This window comes from Castellaniella caeni NBRC 101664, assembly GCF_001592225.1.
Classification (GTDB): domain Bacteria; phylum Pseudomonadota; class Gammaproteobacteria; order Burkholderiales; family Burkholderiaceae_B; genus Castellaniella; species Castellaniella caeni.
Map to the genome: position 1 here is coordinate 1 of NZ_BCWN01000033.1, position 17,269 is coordinate 17,269.

General features: G+C 62.1%; 13 protein-coding genes and 1 tRNA gene. 13 read left to right on the plus strand and 1 reads right to left on the minus strand.

Features of this window, described 5'->3' with window-relative positions; genetic code table 11:
* Window positions 1-76: 76 nt before the first annotated feature.
* The 10 genes from CCA01S_RS14525 to aroE all read left to right on the plus strand — a co-directional run bounded on the left by CCA01S_RS14525 (window position 77) and on the right by aroE (window position 13,172).
* Window positions 77-152: transfer RNA gene (locus tag CCA01S_RS14525), tRNA-Trp, on the plus strand.
* Between the two features lie 43 nt (window positions 153-195).
* The gene (gene secE / locus CCA01S_RS14530; protein ID WP_066459788.1) at window positions 196-576 is read left to right on the plus strand and encodes a preprotein translocase subunit SecE; all 381 of its coding nucleotides are present in this window, start codon (window positions 196-198) and stop codon (window positions 574-576) included.
* 14 nt (window positions 577-590) lie between these two features.
* Window positions 591-1,124 carry a transcription termination/antitermination protein NusG gene (gene nusG, locus CCA01S_RS14535; RefSeq protein WP_066459790.1) on the plus strand — a complete coding sequence of 178 codons (534 nt, stop codon included), beginning with the start codon at window positions 591-593 and terminating at the stop codon, window positions 1,122-1,124.
* 101 nt (window positions 1,125-1,225) lie between these two features.
* A complete protein-coding gene (gene rplK / locus CCA01S_RS14540; RefSeq protein ID WP_066459792.1) occupies window positions 1,226-1,660 on the plus strand; it encodes a 50S ribosomal protein L11 in 435 nt (144 codons plus the stop codon).
* A gap of 2 nt (window positions 1,661-1,662) precedes the next feature.
* Window positions 1,663-2,358, plus strand: coding sequence for a 50S ribosomal protein L1 (gene rplA, locus CCA01S_RS14545; protein WP_066459794.1), 696 nt, complete (start codon window positions 1,663-1,665; stop codon window positions 2,356-2,358).
* Window positions 2,359-2,581: 223 nt separating this feature from the next.
* On the plus strand, window positions 2,582-3,106 hold the full coding sequence (rplJ, locus tag CCA01S_RS14550; protein WP_066459795.1) for a 50S ribosomal protein L10: 525 nt from the start codon (window positions 2,582-2,584) through the stop codon (window positions 3,104-3,106).
* Window positions 3,107-3,179: 73 nt separating this feature from the next.
* Window positions 3,180-3,557 (plus strand): 50S ribosomal protein L7/L12, encoded by a 378-nt coding sequence (gene rplL / locus CCA01S_RS14555; RefSeq protein ID WP_066459796.1) that lies wholly within the window; start codon window positions 3,180-3,182, stop codon window positions 3,555-3,557.
* A gap of 164 nt (window positions 3,558-3,721) precedes the next feature.
* Window positions 3,722-7,834: a DNA-directed RNA polymerase subunit beta gene (gene rpoB, locus CCA01S_RS14560; RefSeq protein ID WP_066459797.1), complete on the plus strand. Its 4,113-nt coding sequence runs from the start codon at window positions 3,722-3,724 to the stop codon at window positions 7,832-7,834.
* Window positions 7,834-12,093 carry a DNA-directed RNA polymerase subunit beta' gene (rpoC, locus tag CCA01S_RS14565; RefSeq protein WP_066459799.1) on the plus strand — a complete coding sequence of 1,420 codons (4,260 nt, stop codon included), beginning with the start codon at window positions 7,834-7,836 and terminating at the stop codon, window positions 12,091-12,093. Before rpoB ends, rpoC begins: the two co-directional genes overlap by 1 nt.
* 206 nt (window positions 12,094-12,299) lie before the next feature.
* Window positions 12,300-13,172: a shikimate dehydrogenase gene (aroE, locus tag CCA01S_RS14570; RefSeq protein WP_066459801.1), complete on the plus strand. Its 873-nt coding sequence runs from the start codon at window positions 12,300-12,302 to the stop codon at window positions 13,170-13,172.
* A 67-nt stretch (window positions 13,173-13,239) separates the two neighbouring features.
* Here aroE and aroQ read toward each other — a convergent pair whose 3' ends face one another.
* Window positions 13,240-13,686: a type II 3-dehydroquinate dehydratase gene (aroQ, locus tag CCA01S_RS14575; RefSeq protein ID WP_066459805.1), complete on the minus strand. Its 447-nt coding sequence runs from the start codon at window positions 13,684-13,686 to the stop codon at window positions 13,240-13,242.
* A 391-nt stretch (window positions 13,687-14,077) separates the two neighbouring features.
* On the opposite strand from aroQ, the gene rpsL reads away from it, so the two are divergent.
* The 3 genes from rpsL (at window position 14,078) to fusA (ending at window position 17,204) form a co-directional block, all read left to right on the plus strand.
* Entirely contained in the window at window positions 14,078-14,452 is a 375-nt protein-coding gene (rpsL, locus tag CCA01S_RS14580; protein WP_066459807.1) for a 30S ribosomal protein S12, read from the plus strand.
* Between the two features lie 146 nt (window positions 14,453-14,598).
* Entirely contained in the window at window positions 14,599-15,069 is a 471-nt protein-coding gene (gene rpsG / locus CCA01S_RS14585; protein ID WP_066459810.1) for a 30S ribosomal protein S7, read from the plus strand.
* A 32-nt stretch (window positions 15,070-15,101) separates the two neighbouring features.
* Window positions 15,102-17,204, plus strand: coding sequence for an elongation factor G (gene fusA / locus CCA01S_RS14590; RefSeq protein WP_066459809.1), 2,103 nt, complete (start codon window positions 15,102-15,104; stop codon window positions 17,202-17,204).
* The last annotated feature ends 65 nt before the right edge of the window (window positions 17,205-17,269 follow it).

Genomic DNA, 17,269 nt, shown 5'->3' on the forward strand with positions numbered 1-17,269 from the left:
TACAATGGTGGGCTGGCTGCCCACCGCAGTTTCAAAAGAACGGGGTGTGGCAACACACCACCGTTTTTGCAGGTCTAGGGGTATAGCTCAATTGGCAGAGCGTCGGTCTCCAAAACCGAAGGTTGAGGGTTCGATTCCTTCTGCCCCTGCCACCATTCATATTGCCGCAATCGCTGCGGCATCAATCGCCAGATTATGTCGCATCAAAACGTAGAAACAGTCAACAAAACCGCCGATCGGCTCAAGCTCGGCCTGGCTGTCCTGGTGCTCGTGGCGGGTATCGTGGCGTATTCGGTTCTGGCCGATCAATCCGTCTATCTGCGGGTGGGCGTTTTCATTGCCGGTCTCGTCGTCGCCGCCCTCATCGTCTGGTTCAGCGACACCGGTCGGCGCACCGTGGCCTTTGGTCGCGAATCCTACAACGAAACGCGCCGCGTGGTCTGGCCGTCCCGCCCCGAAACCACGCGCATGACGGCCATCGTGTTTGCCTTCGTCATCGCCATCGGGGCCTTGCTGTGGGTGGCTGACAAACTGCTGGGCTGGATCATCTACGGTCTGCTGCTGGGCTGGAACTAAGGAAACCTCTTCGAATGAGCAAGCGCTGGTATGTCGTCCATGTCTATTCAGGCATGGAAAAAAGCGTTCATAAGGCATTGGCCGAACGTATCGACCGGGCGGGTCTGCAAGACGCCTTCGGTCGCATCCTGGTGCCTTCCGAAGAAGTGGTCGAAATCAAGGATGGCCGCAAGTCCATCTCCGAGCGTCGTATTTTCCCGGGCTATGTCCTGGTCGAGATGGACCTCACCGACGAGACCTGGCACCTGGTGAAAAGCACCAACCGCGTCACCGGTTTTCTGGGTGGCTCGGGCAATCGGCCCGCGCCCATCTCCGAACGCGAAGTCGAAAAAATTCTGTCGCAAATGGAAGAAGGCGTCGAAAAGCCGCGCCCCAAAGTGCTCTTCGAAGTGGGCGAAACCGTCCGCGTCAAGGAAGGCCCGTTTGCCGACTTCAACGGCAACGTCGAAGAAGTCAACTACGAAAAAAGCAAGGTTCGCGTGCTGGTCACGATCTTCGGTCGCGCAACGCCCGTCGAACTCGATTTCAGTCAGGTCGAAAAGGTCTGATCTTTCACCACCAGGCCGCGCTTCTGGCGCGACGTGGCGGCATTTAACCCGGGGAGCCCACCGCGCACGCGGCGGGCGCAATCACCCGACAGGAGCATCGCATGGCGAAGAAAATCGTCGGCTTCATCAAGCTGCAAGTGCCAGCTGGTAAGGCCAATCCTTCCCCCCCGATCGGGCCGGCGCTGGGTCAGCGCGGCCTGAACATCATGGAATTCTGCAAGGCGTTCAACGCCAAGACGCAGGGCATGGAGCCTGGTCTGCCGATTCCGGTGGTGATCACCGCTTTTGCCGACAAGAGCTTCACGTTCATCATGAAGACTCCGCCGGCCACGATTCTCATCAAGAAGGCCGCCGGCATTCAAAAGGCATCGGCTCGTCCCAACAGCGAGAAAGTCGGCAAGCTCACGCGTGCCCAGGCCGAAGAAATCGCCAAGACCAAGCAGCCTGATCTCACCGCCGCCGACATGGACGCCGCCGTGCGTACCATCGCTGGCAGCGCTCGCAGCATGGGTATCGACGTGGAAGGGGTGGTCTAATCATGGCAAAGCTCAGCAAACGCGCCGCAGCCATCGCTGCCAAGATCGATCGCACCAAACTGTACCCCGTCAGCCAGGCGCTGACGCTGGTCAAGGAAACCGCCACGGCCAAGTTCGATGAGTCCATCGACGTCGCCGTGCAGCTGGGCATCGATCCGAAAAAATCCGACCAGCTCGTGCGTGGTTCGGTCGTGCTGCCCGCCGGTACGGGCAAGACGGTTCGTGTGGCCGTGTTCGCCCAAGGCGAAAAAGCCGAAGCCGCCAAGGCGGCGGGTGCCGACATCGTCGGTCTGGACGACCTGGCTGCCAGCATCAAGGCCGGCAACATCGACTTCGACGTGGTCATCGCCTCGCCCGACACGATGCGTGTCGTCGGTGCCCTGGGCCAGGTGCTCGGCCCCCGCGGCCTGATGCCGAACCCCAAGGTCGGCACGGTCACGCCCGACGTCGTCACCGCCGTGAAGAACGCCAAGGCAGGTCAAGTGCAGTACCGCACGGACAAGGCCGGCATCATTCACGCCACGATCGGTCGCGCATCGTTCGAGGTCGAAAAGCTGCAAGCCAATCTTGGCGCCCTGATCGATGCCCTGAACAAGGCGCGCCCTGCCGCCGCCAAGGGTATCTATCTGCGTAAGGTTGCCGTGTCCTCCACCATGGGTGGCGGGGCGCGCGTCGAAGTGGCCTCGCTGGCCGCCTAAGACAAAGAACTTTGGGCTGTGGCTGGCCGCAAGGTCGGCCACCGCTGTCAAAGACCGCTGGAGCCCGCGCCGGATTCATCCGGCAAGGGCTTAATCCCGGGTAGCATCACCGGATCCAGCGTAGACGGCGCCCAGGAAGATTTCATTCATGAACTCGACCAGGTGCGCCGCATTCGGTTGATGTCGGGGGATTCCCCGACGTCGTTAGAAGGAGTGTTCAACCATGAGTCTCAATCGCCAAGAAAAGGCGGTGGTCATCGAGGAAGTCTCGGCCGAAATCGGTCGCGCCCAATCGGTCATCGTCGCCGAGTACCGTGGTCTGGACGTCGCCTCCGTAACCGTATTGCGCAAAACTGCGCGTGAATCGGGCGTTTACCTGCGCGTGTTGAAAAACACGCTGGTGCGCCGTGCCCTGGCTGGCACGCCCTTCGAGGGCTTGTCTGCGCAATTGACCGGACCGCTGATCTACGGGATCAGCACCGACCCGGTCTCTGCCGCCAAGGTACTTGCCGATTTCGCAAAGACCAACGACAAACTGGTCATCACAGGCGGGGCCTTGCCCAACAGCCTGCTGACCCAGGACGGTGTCAAGGCTCTGGCCACGATGCCGTCGCGCGAGGAATTGCTGTCGAAGCTGCTGGGCACCATGCAGGCGCCCATCGCTCAGTTTGTGCGTACGCTCAACGAAGTTCCCACCAAGTTCGTGCGTGGCCTGGCGGCCGTGCGCGACCAGAAGCAGGCTGCGTAAGCACCCTGCGGGCAACTTCGCTGTTACCAGCGACAACCAAACCTGGCTTATTTAATTATCTGGAGTTCTAAAAATGGCAACTAAAGCTGAAATCCTGGACGCGATCGCCGCCATGAGCGTGCTCGAACTGTCCGAGCTGATCAAAGAAATGGAAGAGAAATTCGGCGTGTCCGCCGCTGCCGCCGCTGTGGCCGTGGCTGCTGCCCCCGCCGCTGGTGCTGCCGCCGCCGCCGAAGAACAGACCGAATTCACGGTGGTTCTGGCTGAAGTGGGCGCCAACAAGGTCAGCGTCATCAAGGCTGTTCGTGAAATCACCGGTCTGGGCCTGAAAGAAGCCAAAGACCTGGTTGATGGCGCACCGAAGCCCGTCAAGGAAGGCGTGGACAAGGCTGCTGCCGAAGACGCCAAGAAGAAGCTGGAAGAAGCCGGCGCCAAGGTCGAACTCAAGTAAGACCCTGTCCGCTGCGCCCGGGAAGCCTGCAAGCCTTCCCGGGCTTTTGCGTTTCCAGAAAACCCGCGTTCGGCGCCCTTTGTGGCGTGGCAGAGCCGGGTTTTCCGGAGTCGTAAACCATGGCCGTGGTTAACGGCCTAAGCAACCCTCGAGTCGGAGTGCTCATGCCTTATTCGTACACCGAAAAGAAGCGCATACGCAAGAGCTTTGCCAAACGCGAGGACGTCCAGAGCGTCCCGTATCTGTTGGCAACGCAACTGCATTCGTTCAAGACCTTCCTGCAAGCAGATACTACACCAGCGAAGCGCCAGGACGAAGGACTGCAGGCGGCCTTCAATTCGATATTTCCAATCGTCAGCCACAACCAGATGGCGCGCCTGGAATTCGTCAGCTATGTACTGGGCACGCCGGTCTTTGACGTCAAGGAATGCCAGCTGCGGGGCCTGACCTATGCCTCGCCGCTGCGCGCCAAGGTGCGCCTGGTGCTGATGGATCGCGAGGTCAGCAAGCCCACGGTCAAGGAAGTCAAAGAGCAGGAAGTCTACATGGGCGAGATTCCGCTCATGACGGACACGGGCTCTTTCGTCATCAACGGCACCGAGCGTGTCATCGTTTCCCAGCTGCACCGCTCGCCGGGCGTGTTCTTCGAGCACGATCGCGGCAAGACCCACAGCTCGGGCAAGCTGCTGTTTTCCGCCCGCGTGATTCCCTACCGTGGCTCGTGGCTGGATTTCGAGTTCGATCCGAAGGACATCCTGTTCTTCCGTATCGACCGTCGTCGCAAGATGCCGGTCACGATTCTGCTGAAATCCATCGGCATGACGCCCGAAGCAATTCTGGCGTACTTTTCCAGCTTCGATCACATCGACCTGCGCAGCGAAGGCGGCATGCTCGAATTCGTGCCCGAGCGCTGGAAGGGCGAAGTCGCGCGCTTCGACATCACCGACAAGCAGGGCAACGTCATTGTCGAGAAAGACAAGCGCATCAACGCCAAGCACCTGCGCGACCTGACCAACGCCAAGGTCGATTACATTTCGGTGCCCGAAGACTTCCTGCTGGGTCGCGTGCTGGCCAAGAACGTGATCAACGCCGACACCGGCGAAGTGCTGGCCGCGGCCAACGCCGAGATCACCGAATCCGTGCTGGCCGAGTTCCGCGCGGCGGGCATCAACGGCATCGAGACGCTCTACATCAACGAGCTCAACGAAGGCGCCTACATCTCGCAGACCCTGCGCACGGACGACACCGCCGACCAGATGGCTGCGCGCGTGGCCATCTACCGCATGATGCGCCCGGGCGAGCCGCCCACCGAAGAAGCCGTCGAAGCGCTCTTCCAGCGCCTGTTCTACTCCGAAGAAACCTACGATCTGTCGCGCGTGGGCCGCATGAAGGTCAACAGCCGTCTGGGTTGCTTCGAGGGCAACACGGGGCCCCTGACGCTGACCGACGAAGACATCCTCGCCACGATCAAGACCCTGGTCGAGCTGCGCAATGGCCGCGGCCAGATCGACGATATCGATCACCTGGGCAATCGCCGCGTGCGTTGTGTGGGCGAGCTGGCCGAAAACCAGTTCCGTGCCGGCCTGGTGCGCGTCGAACGCGCCGTCAAAGAGCGTCTGGGCCAGGCCGAAACCGAAAACCTGATGCCGCACGACTTGATCAATTCCAAGCCGATTTCCGCCGCCATCAAAGAATTCTTCGGTTCCAGCCAGCTGTCGCAGTTCATGGATCAGACCAACCCGCTGTCCGAAATCACGCACAAGCGGCGGATTTCGGCCCTGGGCCCGGGTGGTCTGACCCGCGAGCGCGCCGGTTTTGAAGTGCGCGACGTGCACCCCACGCACTATGGCCGTGTGTGCCCGATCGAAACGCCGGAAGGCCCGAACATCGGCCTGATCAACTCGCTGGCCCTGTACGCCCGCCTGAACGAATACGGCTTCCTCGAAACCCCGTACCGCAAGATCATCGACGGGCGCGTGTCCGATCAGATCGAATACCTGTCGGCCATCGAGGAAAGCAAGTACGTCATCGCCCAGGCCAATGCGCACCTGGACGCCGAAGGCCGTTTCGAGGACGACCTGGTGGCCTGCCGCGAAGCGGGTGAAACCATGCTGACGGCGCCGGGCAACGTGCACTACATGGACGTCGCGCCGTCGCAGATCGTGTCGGTGGCCGCCTCGCTCATTCCGTTCCTTGAGCACGACGACGCCAACCGGGCCCTGATGGGCGCCAACATGCAGCGCCAGGCCGTGCCGTGCCTGCGGCCCGAAAAGCCGCTGGTGGGCACCGGCATCGAACGCACCGTGGCCGTTGACTCGGGCACCACCGTGCAGGCGACGCGCGGCGGTATCGTCGATTTCGTCGATGCCGATCGCGTGGTGATCCGCGTCAACGACGATGAAAGCATCGCCGGCGAAGTGGGCGTCGATATCTACAACCTGAAGAAGTACACCCGTTCCAACCAGAACACCAACATCAACCAGCGTCCGGTGGTTTCCCGTGGGGATCACGTGGCGCGCGGCGACGTGCTGGCCGATGGCGCTTCCAGCGACCTGGGCGAACTCGCCCTGGGGCAGAACATGCTGATCGCGTTCATGCCCTGGAACGGCTACAACTTCGAAGACTCGGTGCTCATTTCCGAACGCATCGTGGCCGACGACCGCTACACCTCGATCCACATCGAAGAACTGACCGTGGTCGCCCGCGACACGAAGCTCGGACCCGAGGAAATCACGCGCGACATCTCCAACCTGGCCGAAACCCAGCTCAACCGCCTGGATGATTCGGGTATCGTGCACATCGGCGCCGAAGTGCGCGCCGACGACGTGCTGGTGGGCAAGGTCACCCCCAAGGGTGAAACCCAGCTCACGCCGGAAGAAAAGCTGCTGCGCGCCATCTTTGGCGAGAAGGCCTCCGACGTCAAGGACACCTCGCTGCGCGTGCCTTCGGGCATGATCGGCACGGTCATCGACGTGCAGGTCTTCACCCGCGAGGGCATCGAGCGCGACAAGCGCGCCCAGTCCATCATCGACGACGAACTGCGCCGCTATCGCCAAGACTTGAACGACCAGCTGCGCATCGTCGAAAACGATGCCTTCGACCGTCTGCGCAAGCAGCTGCTGGGCAAGACCGCCAACGGCGGCCCGCGCAAGCTGGCCAAAGGGACGGAACTGGCGGGCGAATACCTGGACGATCTCGATCGCTGGCAGTGGTTCGACATCCGCCTAGCCGATGAAGACGCTGCTGTGGCGCTCGAACAGGTCAAGGACGCGCTCGAACAGAAGCGTCACCAGTTCGATCTGGCCTTCGAAGAAAAGCGCAAGAAGCTCACGCAGGGCGACGAGCTGCCCCCGGGCGTGCTGAAGATGATCAAGGTGTACATCGCCGTGCGTCGTCGTCTGCAGCCGGGCGACAAGATGGCTGGCCGTCACGGCAACAAGGGTGTGGTCTCGCGGATCACCCCCATCGAAGACATGCCGCACATGGCCGACGGCACGCCGGTGGACATCGTGCTCAACCCGCTGGGCGTGCCGTCGCGGATGAACATCGGCCAGGTGCTCGAAGTGCACCTGGGCTGGGCCGCCCGCGGCCTGGGCCATCGCATCGCCGACATGCTCGATCAAGAGCGTGGCGTGCAGGTCAAGGACGTGCGCAAGAAGCTTGCGGACATCTACAACGCCTGCGGCGGCGCGGTCAACCTCGACACCCTCACGGACGACGAAATCACGGTGCTGGCCAACAACCTGCGCAAGGGCGTGCCGCTGGCGACCCCGGTGTTCGATGGCGCCCATGAAGAAGACATCACCCGCATGCTCGAAATCGCGTATCCGGATGACGTCGCCGAGCGCCTGAAGCTCACCAGCGGCCGCACCCAGGCGTGGCTCACCGATGGCCGTACGGGCGAGCAGTTCGAACGCCCGGTCACCGTGGGCTACATGCACTTCCTCAAGCTGCACCACCTGGTGGACGACAAGATGCACGCCCGTTCCACCGGCCCGTACTCGCTCGTCACCCAGCAGCCGCTGGGCGGCAAGGCGCAGTTCGGCGGCCAGCGCTTCGGGGAAATGGAAGTCTGGGCGCTCGAAGCCTACGGCGCCGCCTACACCCTGCAGGAAATGCTCACCGTCAAGTCTGACGACATCACGGGCCGCACCAAGGTCTATGAAAACATCGTCAAGGGCGATCACGTGATCGACGCGGGCATGCCCGAATCGTTCAACGTGCTGGTCAAGGAAATTCGATCCCTGTCCCTGGACATGGATCTGGAGCGTAAATAATGAAAGCGCTACTCGATCTCTTCAAGCAAGTCTCGCAAGACGAGCAGTTCGATGCCATCAAGATCGGCATCGCTTCGCCGGAAAAGATCCGCTCGTGGTCCTTTGGTGAAGTCCGCAAGCCCGAGACGATCAACTACCGCACGTTCAAGCCCGAGCGCGACGGTCTGTTCTGCGCCAAGATTTTTGGCCCGATCAAAGACTACGAGTGCTTGTGCGGCAAGTACAAGCGCCTGAAGCATCGTGGCGTCATCTGCGAGAAGTGCGGCGTCGAAGTCACGGTGGCCAAGGTGCGCCGCGAACGCATGGGCCACATCGAACTCGCCAGCCCGGTGGCGCACATTTGGTTCCTGAAGTCGCTGCCGTCGCGCCTGGGCATGGTGCTCGACATGACGCTGCGCGACATCGAGCGCGTGCTGTACTTTGAAGCCTGGTGCGTCATCGAGCCCGGCATGACGCCGCTCAAGCGCGGCCAGATCATGTCCGACGACGACTACCTGGCCAAGACCGAAGAATACGGCGACGACTTCCACGCCCTGATGGGTGCCGAAGCCGTGCGCGAGCTGCTGCGCACCATCGACATCGATACCGAAGTCGAAAAACTGCGCGGCGAACTCAAGGCCACCGGGTCGGACGCCAAGATCAAGAAGATTTCCAAGCGCCTGAAGGTGCTCGAAGGCTTCCAGAAGTCCGGCATCAAGCCCGACTGGATGATCATGGAAGTGCTGCCGGTGCTGCCGCCCGACCTGCGTCCGCTGGTGCCGCTGGACGGCGGGCGCTTTGCCACGTCCGACCTCAACGACCTGTACCGTCGCGTCATCAATCGCAACAACCGCCTCAAGCGTCTGCTCGAACTCAAGGCGCCGGACATCATCCTGCGCAACGAAAAGCGCATGCTGCAAGAAGCGGTCGATTCGCTGCTGGACAACGGTCGCCGTGGCAAGGCCATGACGGGCGCCAACAAGCGCCAGTTGAAGTCGCTGGCCGACATGATCAAGGGCAAGAGCGGGCGCTTCCGCCAGAACCTGCTGGGCAAGCGCGTGGACTACTCTGGCCGTTCGGTCATCGTGGTGGGCCCGCAGCTGCGTCTGCACCAGTGCGGCCTGCCCAAGCTGATGGCGCTCGAACTCTTCAAGCCCTTCATCTTCAACCGGCTTGAAATGATGGGCCTGGCCACCACCATCAAGGCGGCCAAGAAGCTGGTCGAAAGCCAGGAACCCGTGGTCTGGGACATTCTCGAAGAAGTCATTCGCGAACACCCGATCATGCTCAACCGCGCGCCGACGCTGCACCGCCTGGGTATCCAGGCCTTCGAGCCGCAACTGATCGAAGGCAAGGCCATCCAGCTGCACCCGCTGGTGTGCGCGGCCTTCAACGCCGACTTCGACGGCGACCAGATGGCCGTACACGTGCCGCTGTCGCTGGAAGCCCAGCTTGAAGCCCGCACGCTGATGCTCGCGTCCAACAACGTGCTGTTCCCGGCCAACGGCGAACCGGCCATCGTGCCGTCGCAGGATATCGTGCTGGGTCTGTACTATGCCTCGCGCGAACGCGTCAACGGCAAGGGCGAGGGCATGTTCCTGGCCGATCTGGCCGAGGTTCAGCGCGCCTACGACAACCACGAAGTCGAGCTGCAGACCCGCATCACCACCCGCATCCCCGAATACGTCATGGGCGAGGACGGTGAGTGGAAGCAGGAAATCCATCGCTACCAGACGACCGTGGGTCGCGCGCTGCTGTCCGAGATCCTGCCGCAAGGCCTGCCCTTCACCGTGCTCAACAAGTCGCTGAAGAAAAAAGAGATCTCCAAGCTCATCAATATGTCGTATCGTCGCTGCGGCCTGCGCGCCACGGTGATCTTCGCCGACAAGCTCATGCAGTCCGGCTATCGTCTGGCCACGCGTGCCGGGGTGTCGATCGCCATGGGCGACATGGTGGTGCCCGATGCCAAGCGCGACATCCTCGCGCAGGCGTCCAGCGAAGTGAAGGAAATCGACAAGCAGTATTCCTCCGGCCTGGTGACCGCCCAAGAACGCTACAACAATGTGGTGGACATCTGGGGCAAGGCCGGCGATCGCGTGGGCAAGGCCATGATGGAACAGCTCTCCACCGAGCCTGTCATCGACCGCCACGGCAAGGAAGTGCGCCAGGAGTCGTTCAACTCCATCTACATGATGGCCGATTCCGGCGCCCGGGGTTCCGCCGCCCAGATCCGCCAGCTGGCGGGCATGCGCGGCCTGATGGCCAAGCCGGACGGCTCCATTATCGAAACCCCCATCACGGCCAACTTCCGTGAAGGCCTGAACGTGTTGCAGTACTTCATCTCGACGCACGGCGCCCGCAAGGGTCTGGCCGACACCGCGCTGAAGACGGCAAACTCGGGTTACCTCACCCGCCGTCTGGTCGATGTGACGCAAGACCTGGTCATCACCGAAGACGATTGCGGCACCTCGCATGGCTACGTCATGAAGGCGTTGCTCGAAGGCGGTGAAGTCGTCGAAGCCTTGCGCGACCGCGTGCTGGGCCGCGTGGCGGCGGTGGACATCGTCAACCCCGAGACGCAAGAGACGGCCATCCCGGCGGGCACGCTGCTCGACGAGAACAAGGTCGAACTCATCGACGAACTGGGCGTGGACGAAGTCAAGATTCGCACGCCGCTGACCTGCGAAACGCGTCACGGTCTGTGCGCCAAGTGCTATGGCCGCGACCTGGGCCGTGGCTCGCTCGTCAACAAGGGTGAAGCGGTTGGCGTGATCGCCGCCCAGTCCATCGGCGAGCCGGGCACGCAGCTGACCATGCGGACCTTCCACATCGGTGGCGCGGCTTCGCGTTCGGCGCTGGCCAGCTCCATCGAAACGAAGTCGGCTGGTTCGGTGGGCTTTGCCATTGGCCTGCGCTATCTCACCAATGGCAAGGGCGACCGCATCGCAGTGTCGCGTTCGGGCGAAATCGTGGTCTACGACGACAACCGTCGCGAGCGCGAACGCCACAAGGTGCCGTACGGTGCCACCATCCTGGTGGGCGACGGCGACACCATCAAGGCGGGCACCAAGCTGGCCACCTGGGATCCGCTCACGCGCCCCATCGTGTCCGAATACACCGGCGCCATCCGCTTCGCCAACATCGAAGAAGGCGTCACGGTGGCCAAGCAGGTGGACGAGATCACGGGTCTGTCCACTCTGGTGGTGATCACGCCCAAGACGCGCAGCACCAAGGGCGCGGCGCGTCCGCAGATCCTGCTGCTCGACGAGCAGGGCCAGGAAATCAAGGTGGCGGGCACCGACCACGCGGTGGCGATTTCGCTGCCGGTGGGCGCGCTCATCACGGTGCGCGACGGCCAGGCCGTCAGCGTGGGCGACTTCCTCGCGCGGATTCCGCAAGAATCGCAAAAGACGCGTGACATCACCGGCGGTCTGCCGCGCGTGGCCGAACTCTTCGAAGCCCGCTCGCCCAAGGATGCCGGCGTGCTGGCCGAGGTCACGGGCACCGTGTCCTTCGGCAAGGACACCAAGGGCAAGCAGCGTCTGGTCATCACCGACATGGACGGCGTGGCGCACGAGTTCCTGATTTCGAAAGAAAAGCAGGTGCTGGTGCACGACGGCCAGGTGGTCAACAAGGGCGAACTCGTGGTCGATGGCCCCGCCGATCCGCACGACATCCTGCGCCTGCAGGGCATCGAGGCGCTGGCGTCGTACATCGTCAACGAGGTGCAGGACGTCTACCGTCTGCAGGGCGTGAAGATCAATGACAAGCACATCGAAGTGATCGTGCGTCAGATGCTGCGCCGTGTGAACATCAGCAATTCGGGCGACACCGAGTTCATCACGGGTGAACAGGTCGAGCGCTCCGAGCTGCTGAACGCCAACGATCGCATGGAAGCCGAAGGCAAGATCCCGGCCACGTACGACAACGTGCTGCTGGGGATCACCAAGGCGTCTCTGTCCACCGATTCGTTCATTTCGGCGGCGTCCTTCCAGGAAACCACCCGCGTGCTCACCGAGGCTGCCATCATGGGCAAGCGCGACGAGCTGCGTGGCCTGAAGGAAAACGTCATCGTGGGCCGCCTGATCCCGGCCGGCACCGGGATGGCGTACCACATCGCGCGTCACGAGAAGGAAATCTTCGAGGCCGCCGAGCGCGCCGCCGCCCGCGAGCTGGCCAACCCGTTTGGCGATTCTTCCGAAGTGGCCCACGTGGGCAGCGACGATGGCGAGGCCGATGCGGCTTCAGCCGCCGATTCGGACATGCCGACTGAAGAATAAGCTGCTGACGCAGTGCGCCGACCAAGCCGCCCCAGGTTCGCCCGGGGCGGCTTTTTTGAGCCGTGTTCAGCATGAGCACGCGTCGGCGAACGCAAGTTTCGCCGCTGCTGGTCAATGATGGCCTGCTTGGGCAGGGAACCCCGGCCTGCGCATGCGACGTGATATTTGATACTCTAGATTTTTTGCATCTTGGCCATCTTTCTGCCGTGACTCAACGCTATGCCGTGATCGGCAACCCCATTGCCCAATCCAGATCGCCTGAAATCCATGCCGCTTTCGCGCGGCAGTTTGGTCACGATCTCAGCTACGAGCGCCTGCTCGCCAGCCCCGAGACCTTTACCGAAACGGTGCGTGGATTCGTCGCGGCGGGTGGGCGCGGCATGAACGTCACCGCACCTTTCAAGTTGCAGGCCTATGCGCTGGCCGACACGCTGACCGAGCGGGCGCGCGCCGCCCAGGCCGTCAACACGCTGCGCTTTGGCTCGGACGGCATTCTGGGTGACAACACCGATGGCGTGGGCCTGGTCAACGACATCCAGCAGCACCTGGGGTTTGCCTTGGCGGGCAAACGGGTGCTGGTGATCGGCGCGGGCGGTGCGGTGCGCGGCATTCTGCTGCCCATTTTGCAGGCTGGCCCGGCTCGCGTGCTGTTGATCAACCGCACGGTCAGCAAGGCGCAGGCACTGGTGCACGCGTTTGGTGAGTTGAGCCGCGTCGTCCCGGGCGAGAAACTGTCTCGGGCCGCGGTTGGCAATGGTTCAGCCGTGCTTCAGGCGGGGCCGCTGGATGCCGCTGCCGGGCAGTGCTTCGATGTCGTGCTGCAGGCGACGTCGGCCGGGCTCAAGGGGCAGGGGGCGCCCCTGGCCGATTTCCGGCTTGGTGCGGACAGCCTGGCCTACGACCTGGCGTATGCCGCCGAGCCGACGTTCTTCATGCGTCAGGCCATGGCGCGCGGCGCTGCGCGGGTGGCCGATGGCCTGGGCATGCTGGTGGGGCAGGCCGCCGAATCGTACCGCCTATGGTGGGGGGTGTCGCCCGACGTGCGCCCCGTCCTGGCGCAGCTCGAAGCGGCACGCTAGACTTTTTGGCGTCAGGCGTCAGGCGTCAGGCGTCAGGCGTCAGGCGTCAGGCGTCAGGCGTCAGGCGTCAGGCGCCGGGTTGCTGCGCCAGCGACACCGCCGCGCGCAGCGCCAGCAGGTAGCTGTCAGCGCCAAAGCCGCAGATCTGCCCGTGCACGATGGGGGCCAGCACCGATTCGTGGCGGAAGGCTTCGCGCGCGTGGATGTTGGACATGTGTACCTCGACAACGGGGACGGTCAGGATGGCGAGCGCGTCGCGGATGCCGTAGCTGTAGTGTGTCCAGGCCCCCGCATTGATGAGCACAGCGTCGGTGCCGTCGCTGTGCGCCTGGTGGATGCGTTCGACCAGCACGCCTTCGTGGTTGCTTTGGAAGCAGCTGACATGGGCCCCCAGCTGCTGGCCCAGCGCCTGCAGCTGGGCATCGATCTGGGCCAGCGTGACGGAACCGTACTGGGCCGGGTCACGCTGTCCGAACATATTGAGATTGATGCCGTGAAGCGCAAGAATGTTCATCGGGGAAACCTTCTTTGAAAGAAGCCTGAAAGAAGCAGGAAGCCTGAAAGAAGCTTTTATATTAGCCGAGGCGTCACCCCCTTCGACGGCACCCTTGAAAAGGCACCGCTTGATGCGATCGAGGCGCCGAACCCGGCGGCGAAAGGCCGTGTCAGCCTGCCATGCTTGCTACTTTCAAGTTTTGCATGATAAACTCACGAGCTTACCGGTTAGAAGCGGTAGAATTCAGTATGCGCTGAATCTTATCGTTTAGGTAAACCATCGGGCCCGCGTTGCAGCGGCCCGATTCTCGTGCAAGACCCGCTCTTTTACGTCCATTCGTTTCAGGCGAGTTTTGTACACCTGAACATCGACGTAAACGTACGCAAGTACAAAGGATGCGTAAAAGGTCATGCCTACCATTGCTCAGCTGCTGCGCAAACCGCGCCAAGTCAGTCGCGAGAACAGCAAGAGCCCGGCGCTGGAAAACTGCCCCCAGCGACGCGGCGTCTGCACCCGTGTCTACACCACCACCCCGAAAAAGCCGAACTCCGCGCTGCGTAAGGTTGCCAAAGTGCGCCTCACCAACGGCTTCGAAGTCATTTCGTACATCGGCGGTGAAGGCCACAACCTCCAGGAACACTCCGTGGTTCTGGTGCGTGGTGGTCGTGTCAAAGACTTGCCGGGTGTGCGCTATCACATCGTTCGCGGTTCCCTCGACCTGCAAGGCGTCAAGGATCGCAAGCAAGCTCGTTCCAAGTACGGTGCCAAGCGTCCGAAGAAATAATCGGCTGCCGCATCGCTGTACCCCGGTTGTATCCACAACCCAATACGTGCAGCCAAGGCCGTCCGGCTTTGGCAGGTAAGTGGCTCTCCTGAATGGAAGCCGCGGTTGCCCAGGCAACCCAACTGAATCGTCACAAGGAAATCAAAATGCCTCGTCGTCGCGAAGTACCCAAACGCGAAATTCTTCCTGATCCCAAGTTCGGCAGTGTCGAGCTGGCCAAATTCATGAACGTCGTCATGCTGTCCGGCAAAAAGGCCGTGGCGGAACGCATCGTGTACGGCGCTTTGGACCAGATCCAGGCCAAGACGGGTAAGGAACCCATCGAAGTCTTCAACGTCGCCATCAACAACATCAAGCCCGTGGTCGAGGTCAAATCCCGCCGCGTGGGTGGTGCCAACTACCAGGTGCCGGTCGAAGTGCGCCCCGTGCGCCGCCTGGCCCTGGCCATGCGCTGGCTGCGTGAAGCCGCCAAGAAGCGCGGCGAGAAGTCGATGGATCTTCGCCTCGCCGGTGAACTCATGGACGCCGCCGAAGGCCGCGGCGGTGCCATGAAGAAGCGCGAAGACACCCATAAGATGGCAGAAGCCAACAAGGCCTTCAGCCACTTCCGCTGGTAATTCCAGTCGGTCATTCACTAGGACTTTTCAACATGGCCCGCAAAACCCCTATCCAGCGCTATCGCAACATCGGTATTTCCGCGCACATCGATGCCGGCAAGACCACGACGACCGAGCGCATCCTGTTCTACACCGGAGTCAATCACAAGATTGGCGAAACCCACGAGGGTTCCGCCACGATGGACTGGATGGAACAGGAACAGGAACGCGGCATCACCATCACGTCGGCTGCCACCACGGCATTCTGGCGCGGGATGGAACACCAGTACGACGAACACCGCATCAACATCATCGACACCCCGGGACACGTGGACTTCACCATTGAAGTCGAACGTTCCATGCGCGTGCTCGACGGTGCCTGCATGGTGTATTGCGCCGTGGGTGGTGTGCAGCCCCAGTCGGAAACCGTGTGGCGTCAGGCCAACAAGTACGGGGTGCCCCGTCTGGCCTTCGTCAACAAGATGGACCGCACGGGCGCCAACTTCTTCAAAGTCTACGAACAGATGAAGTTGCGCCTGAAGGCTCACCCTGTGCCCATCGTCATCCCCATCGGGGCCGAAGACACCTTCCAGGGTGTGGTCGATCTCACCAAGATGAAAGCCATCATCTGGGATGAAGCCTCGCAGGGCACGAAGTTCGAGTACAAGGAAATCCCCGCCGAGTTGCTTGAAGACGCCAAGAAGTGGCGCGAGAACCTGGTCGAGTCGGCTGCCGAAGCCAACGAAGACCTGATGAACAAGTACCTCGAATCCGGCGACCTCACCGAACAGGAAATCGACAAGGGCATCCGCATCCGTACCATCGCTGGCGAAATCCAGCCGATGCTGTGCGGCACGGCCTTCAAGAATAAGGGCGTGCAGCGCATGCTCGACGCCGTCATCGACTACCTGCCTTCTCCGGTGGACATCCCCCCGGTCAAGGGCACCGACGACGAAGGCAACGAAATCAGCCGCAAGGCCGACGACAGCGAAAAACTGTCGGCCCTGGCTTTCAAGCTGATGACCGACCCGTTCGTGGGCCAGCTCACCTTCATTCGCGTGTACTCGGGCGTGCTCAAGTCGGGCGACACGGTCTACAACCCCATCAAGGGCAAGAAAGAACGTATCGGCCGCATTCTGCAGATGCACGCCAACAACCGCGCCGAAATCAAGGAAGTGGTTGCCGGTGACATCGCCGCCGTCGTGGGCCTGAAAGAAGTCACCACGGGTGAAACCCTGTGCGACGTGGGCGACCACGTGCTGCTCGAAAAGATGGAATTCCCCGAGCCCGTGATTTCGCAGGCCGTCGAACCCAAGTCCAAGGCCGACCAGGAAAAGATGGGCATCGCCCTGTCGCGCCTGGCCGCTGAAGACCCCTCATTCCGCGTGCACAGCGACGAAGAATCCGGCCAGACCATCATCTCCGGCATGGGCGAACTGCACCTCGAAGTGCTGGTTGATCGCATGCGCCGTGAATTCGGCGTCGAAGCCAACGTGGGCAAGCCCCAGGTGGCCTACCGCGAAACCATCCGCAAGACCTGCGACGAAGTCGAAGGCAAGTTCGTCAAGCAGTCGGGCGGTCGCGGCCAGTACGGTCACGTCGTGCTCAAGCTCGAACCGCTGGAACCCGGTGGTGGCTACGAATTCGTCGATGCCATCAAGGGTGGCGTGGTGCCGCGCGAGTTCATCCCGGCCGTTGACAAGGGCATCCGCGAAACCCTGCCTGCGGGCGTGGTGGCCGGCTACCCGGTCGTGGACGTCAAGGTCACGCTGTTCTTCGGTTCGTACCACGACGTGGACTCGAACGAAAACGCCTTCAAGATGGCCGGCTCCATGGCCTTCAAGGAAGGGATGCGCAAGGCCAGCCCGGTGCTGCTCGAACCCATGATGCACGTGGAAGTCGAGACGCCCGAAGACTACGCCGGTACTGTGATGGGCGACCTGTCGTCCCGTCGCGGCATGGTGCAGGGCATGGATGACATCCCGGGCGGTGGCAAGATCATCAAGGCCGAAGTCCCCTTGGCCGAGATGTTCGGGTATTCGACCAGCCTGCGTTCGCAGACGCAAGGTCGTGCCACCTACACGATGGAATTCAAGCATTACGCCGAGGCCCCGCGCAACGTGGCCGACGAAGTCATCGCCGCTCGCGGCAAATAATCATCGGGCCCGGCCGCAAGGCCGGGCCAAACCTTCTTTTATTTCCTAGGAAATTACAGGAATCA

What these genes read in the sequence shown, in the direction of transcription:
- secE (WP_066459788.1), top strand. Translation starts at nt 196, where the DNA reads ATGTCGCATCAAAACGTAGAAACAGTCAACAAAACCGCCGATCGGCTC.
- nusG (WP_066459790.1), top strand. Translation starts at nt 591, where the DNA reads ATGAGCAAGCGCTGGTATGTCGTCCATGTCTATTCAGGCATGGAAAAA.
- rplK (WP_066459792.1), top strand. Translation starts at nt 1,226, where the DNA reads ATGGCGAAGAAAATCGTCGGCTTCATCAAGCTGCAAGTGCCAGCTGGT.
- rplA (WP_066459794.1), top strand. Translation starts at nt 1,663, where the DNA reads ATGGCAAAGCTCAGCAAACGCGCCGCAGCCATCGCTGCCAAGATCGAT.
- rplJ (WP_066459795.1), top strand. Translation starts at nt 2,582, where the DNA reads ATGAGTCTCAATCGCCAAGAAAAGGCGGTGGTCATCGAGGAAGTCTCG.
- rplL (WP_066459796.1), top strand. Translation starts at nt 3,180, where the DNA reads ATGGCAACTAAAGCTGAAATCCTGGACGCGATCGCCGCCATGAGCGTG.
- rpoB (WP_066459797.1), top strand. Translation starts at nt 3,722, where the DNA reads ATGCCTTATTCGTACACCGAAAAGAAGCGCATACGCAAGAGCTTTGCC.
- rpoC (WP_066459799.1), top strand. Translation starts at nt 7,834, where the DNA reads ATGAAAGCGCTACTCGATCTCTTCAAGCAAGTCTCGCAAGACGAGCAG.
- aroQ (WP_066459805.1), bottom strand. Translation starts at nt 13,686, where the DNA reads ATGAACATTCTTGCGCTTCACGGCATCAATCTCAATATGTTCGGACAG.
- rpsL (WP_066459807.1), top strand. Translation starts at nt 14,078, where the DNA reads ATGCCTACCATTGCTCAGCTGCTGCGCAAACCGCGCCAAGTCAGTCGC.
- rpsG (WP_066459810.1), top strand. Translation starts at nt 14,599, where the DNA reads ATGCCTCGTCGTCGCGAAGTACCCAAACGCGAAATTCTTCCTGATCCC.
- fusA (WP_066459809.1), top strand. Translation starts at nt 15,102, where the DNA reads ATGGCCCGCAAAACCCCTATCCAGCGCTATCGCAACATCGGTATTTCC.